The sequence below is a fragment of the Pseudonocardia lacus genome, from assembly GCF_018531445.1.
Lineage (GTDB): Bacteria > Actinomycetota > Actinomycetes > Mycobacteriales > Pseudonocardiaceae > Pseudonocardia > Pseudonocardia lacus.
Window position 1 is genome coordinate 1 of record NZ_JAHDTH010000354.1, and the last position, 4,149, is coordinate 4,149.

General features: G+C 76.0%; 3 protein-coding genes, 1 tRNA gene and 1 pseudogene. 3 read left to right on the forward strand and 2 right to left on the reverse strand.

Annotated elements, in window-relative coordinates; translation table 11 throughout:
- Nucleotides 1–346, reverse strand: a pseudogene (locus KIK08_RS37580) (L-seryl-tRNA(Sec) selenium transferase); the annotation flags it as partial.
- 152 nt (nt 347–498) lie between these two features.
- Between KIK08_RS37580 and selD the strand changes: the two are divergent.
- Nucleotides 499–1,581 (forward strand): selenide, water dikinase SelD, encoded by a 1,083-nt coding sequence (selD, locus tag KIK08_RS37585; protein WP_214408082.1) that lies wholly within the window; start codon nt 499–501, stop codon nt 1,579–1,581.
- Here selD and KIK08_RS37590 read toward each other — a convergent pair.
- Nucleotides 1,552–1,644 (reverse strand) — tRNA-Sec (locus KIK08_RS37590). The two genes, selD and KIK08_RS37590, sit on opposite strands and share 30 nt — an antisense overlap.
- An 81-nt stretch (nt 1,645–1,725) precedes the next feature.
- Here KIK08_RS37590 and KIK08_RS41280 point away from each other — a divergent pair.
- Both KIK08_RS41280 and KIK08_RS37600 read left to right on the forward strand, forming a co-directional pair.
- The gene (locus KIK08_RS41280; protein WP_214408083.1) at nt 1,726–3,318 is read left to right on the forward strand and encodes a phospholipase D family protein; all 1,593 of its coding nucleotides are present in this window, start codon (nt 1,726–1,728) and stop codon (nt 3,316–3,318) included.
- Between the two features lie 37 nt (nt 3,319–3,355).
- A partial coding sequence (locus KIK08_RS37600) for a serine/threonine-protein kinase (RefSeq protein ID WP_214408084.1) occupies nt 3,356–4,149 on the forward strand: 794 nt, incomplete at its 3' end.

Sequence of the window (4,149 nt, forward strand, 5' to 3'; positions counted from 1 at the left end):
CGGTGCCCAGGTCGAGCTCCACGTCGCAGGTCCCGGCGGCGATGTCGAGCGCGGCGCGCGCCGCCGCGGACAGCGGGGCCCGGCCCAGGTTCGTGTGCAGCACGACGCCGGTCGCGTTGAGCACCGGCCGCAGCCGCGTCGCGGCCCGCGGCAGCGCCCGCAGGGCCGCCGCCACCACCTCGTCGGGCGCGATCTCGCCGCGTCGGGCACTGGCCTGCGCCGCGGCGACCACCCCCTTCACCAGCTCGCGGCCCAGCCGCTCGACCGCGCCGGCCACGGCCGGGTCGGCCAGCACGGCATCGGTCCGCGGGATGCCGCGTCGGGCGTCGGCACGCACGTCGACCATCCGCGGACTCTACTGAGCTGATCGATGCCGATCCGACCGGAAGATGCGCTACGGCACGAACGTCGTGCGGCTGTCCGGTTGGTGGGTCGGGCCCTTCCGGTCTCTTCGGTACGACCGGCGCGCGGGTGCCCGCGTGTGGTTGCCTTGCCGGCGTGACCACCGCCCCAGCCCGACGCCTCACCGAGTTCAGCCACGGAGCCGGCTGCGGCTGCAAGATCGGTCCCGGCGCGCTCGCGGACGTGCTCTCCCACCTGGTCCCCGGCTCCCGGCCGGAGGCCCTGCTGGTCGGCACCGAGACCGGCGACGACGCCGCCGTGTGGCGCCTGGACGCCGACCGCGCCCTCGTCGCCACCACCGACTTCTTCACCCCGGTGGTCGACGACCCCCGGCTGTGGGGCCGCATCGCCGCCACCAACGCCGCCTCCGACGTCTACGCGATGGGCGGCCGCCCGCTGTTCGCGCTCAACCTGGTCGCCTGGCCGACCGATGCGCTGCCGGGCGAGGTGCTCGCCGAGGTGCTCGCCGGTGGCGCCGACGCCGGCCGCGACTGCGGCTTCGCCGTCGTCGGCGGCCACTCGATCGACGACCCGGAGCCCAAGTACGGCATGGCGGTCATCGGCGAGGTGCACCCCGACCGGGTGCTCACCAACTCCGGCCTGCGCCCCGGCGACGCGCTCGTGCTCACCAAGCGGCTCGGCGTCGGCATCGCCACGACCGCGGTGAAGCTCGGCACCGCCCCGCCCGAGCTGGTCGAGGCGGCCATCGCGTCGATGACGGCGACCAACGCGGCCGCCTCGGCCGCCGCCGTCGCCGCCGGCGCGACCGGCTGCACCGACGTCACCGGCTTCGGCCTGCTGGGGCACCTGAAGAAGATGGCCGCCGCGTCCGGCGTGGACGCGCACGTCGACGTCGACGCCGTCGGCCTGCTCGCCGGGGCCCGCGAGCTGGCCGAGGCCGGCACCGTGCCCGGGGGCAGCCGCCGCAACCGCGAGTGGGTCGCCGACGTCCTCGACGCCGGGCCGGGCGTCTCGGAGGTCGACGTGCTTTTGCTCGCCGATGCCCAGACCTCCGGCGGGCTGCTGTTCGGCGCCCAACCGCGGCGCGCGGACGAGGCCGTGGCCGTGCTGGCCGCGCAGGGCGTCCCGGCCGCCGTGGTCGGCGGGGTCGTCGCCGGGACGGGCCGGTTGCGCGTCGAGCGGGGCGGGCGGAGGCGGACGGGAATCGAACCCGCCTGACCGAGGTGCTCGGCCACGTCGGTGTTGAAGACCGCGGGGGCCACCAGGCGCCCAGACGCCTCCCTCGCGCCCGCGGGCCAGCGTAGTACCCCGCCGGATCGGCGCCATCCGACGGGAACGGCGGTCCGAGGTTACGGTGCCGGGGTGCTCGACGAGTGGTTCCTCACCGACCGGGAGCGGGGCAACCCCGCCTCCGACCTGTCGCCGTCCACGGAGGGCAACTCGGTGCGCGCCCTCGTCCACGGCGCGGACTACTTCGCCAGGCTCGCCGAGGAGGTCGCCGCGCTGCGGCAGGGCGACCACCTGTTCTTCACCGACTGGCGCGGCGACGCCGACGAGCGCCTCGGCCCCGACGGCCCGACCGTCGGCGAGGCGTTCGCCGCGGCCGTCGAGCGCGGGGTGGCGGTCAAGGGCCTGATGTGGCGGGCGCACCGCAGCGACGTCGGCTACAGCGAGACCGCGAACCGCAGGCTGGGTGAGGCGGTGCGCGACGCGGGCGGGGAGGTCCTGCTCGACCAGCGGGTGCGCCGCGCCGGCTCGCACCACCAGAAGCTCGTCGTGCTGCGCCACCCCGGGCGGCCCGAGCGCGACGTCGCCTTCGCCGGCGGGATCGACCTGTGCCACGGGCGCCGCGACGACGCCGACCACGGCGGCGACCCGCAGTCCGCGCAGCTGGCCGCCGAGTACGGCGACACGCCCCCGTGGCACGACGTGCAGCTGGAGCTGCGCGGGCCGGTGGTCGGCGCGCTCGACCTGGTGTTCCGGGAGCGGTGGACCGATCCGCGCTCGCTGGACACCGACAACCCGCTGTCCTGGCTGGAGGACCGGCTGCGCCGGGTCGACCTGAGCGCCGACCCGCTGCCCGAGCGCCCACCGGACCCGCCCGCGACCGGCACGTGCCACGTCCAGGTGCTGCGCACCTACCCGGCGATCCGGCCGCGCACCCCCTACGCGCCGCGAGGCGAGCGGTCGGTCGCGCGCGGGTTCGCCAAGGCCCTGCGCCGCGCCCGGCGCCTGGTCTACATCGAGGACCAGTACATGTGGTCCCCGCACATCGCCCGGCTGCTCGCCGACGCGCTGCGCCGCAGCCCGCAGTTGCACGTGGTCGTCGTGCTGCCCCGCCACCCCGACGTCGACGGCCGCCTGGCGCTGCCGCCCAACGAGGTCGGCCGCGTGGAGGCCATCGAGACCGTGCAGCGGGTCGCCGGGGACCGGGTCCACGTGTTCGACGTGGAGAACCGGGACGGGACGCCGGTGTACGTGCACGCGAAGGTGGCCGTCGTCGACGACGTCTGGGCGTGCGTCGGCAGCGCGAACCTCAACCGCCGCTCGTGGTCGCACGACTCGGAGCTGTCCTGCGCCGTCCTCGACGCCGACCGCGACCACCGCGAGCCCACCGACCCCGCCGGACTGGGCGACGGGGCCCGGGTCTTCGCCCGCGACCTGCGGCTGACCCTGCTGCGCGAGCACCTCGACCTTCCCCACGACGCCGACCCGGACCTCGACACGGACCTGCTCGACCCGGACGACACCGTGCGCGCGGTGCGGGCCTCGGCCGAGGCCCTCGACAGCTGGCACGACGGCGGCCGGCGGGGGCCGCGGCCGGCGGGCCGGCTGCGCCCGCACCGCCCCGAGCAGCTGGGTTGGTGGACCCGCTCCTGGGCGGTGCCGCTCTACCGGGTGGTCTACGACCCCGACGGCCGGCCGCTGGCGTCCCGCCTCGCCCGCCGGTGGTGACGCACAGCTCACAGGGGCGGGGACTAGCGTCACCCACATGTCCGAGATCGAACCCGGGACCGTCGTCGGAGGGGTGCGGATCGACGCGGTGATCGGCCGGGGCGGCATGGGGGTCGTCTACCGCGGCCACCAGCTCGCGCTGAACCGGACCGTCGCGGTGAAGGTGGTGCGCACGGACCTGGCGCAGAGCGGGGAGTTCCGCGAGCGGTTCACCCAGGAGTGCGAGATCGCGGCCTCGCTCGACCACCCGCACATCGTCGGCGTCTACGCCGCAGGCGAGGACGCCGGGCGACTGTTCGTGACCATGCGCCACGTCGACGGCACCGACCTGCGCGACATGATCGCCGACCGCGGTCGGCTCGACCCCGCGCTCGCCACCGAGGTTATCGACCAGATCGGCGGCGCGCTCGACGCCGCGCACCGGCGCGGGCTGGTCCACCGCGACGTCAAGTCGGCCAACATCCTGCTGACGACGGTGGACGGGCGCCCGCACGCCTACCTGACCGACTTCGGGCTCAGCCGGGCGATCGACGCCGAGGGCCGGCTGACCCGCACCGGCACGGCCATCGGCAGCATCGACTACATGGCCCCCGAGCAGTTCGAGGGCGGCCAGCTGGACGGCCGCGTCGACGTCTACGCCCTGGGCTGCGTGCTCTACCAGGCCCTCACCGGCGAGGTGCCGTTCCCGCGCGACACCGAGCCGGCCAAGATCTGGGCGCACATGCAGCAGGAGCCACCGTCGCTGGCCGCTGTGGCGCCCGAGGTGCCCGCCGGGCTGGACCCCGTCCTGCGCCGGGCGATGGCGAAGCGGCCCGCGGACCGGTTCGCCAC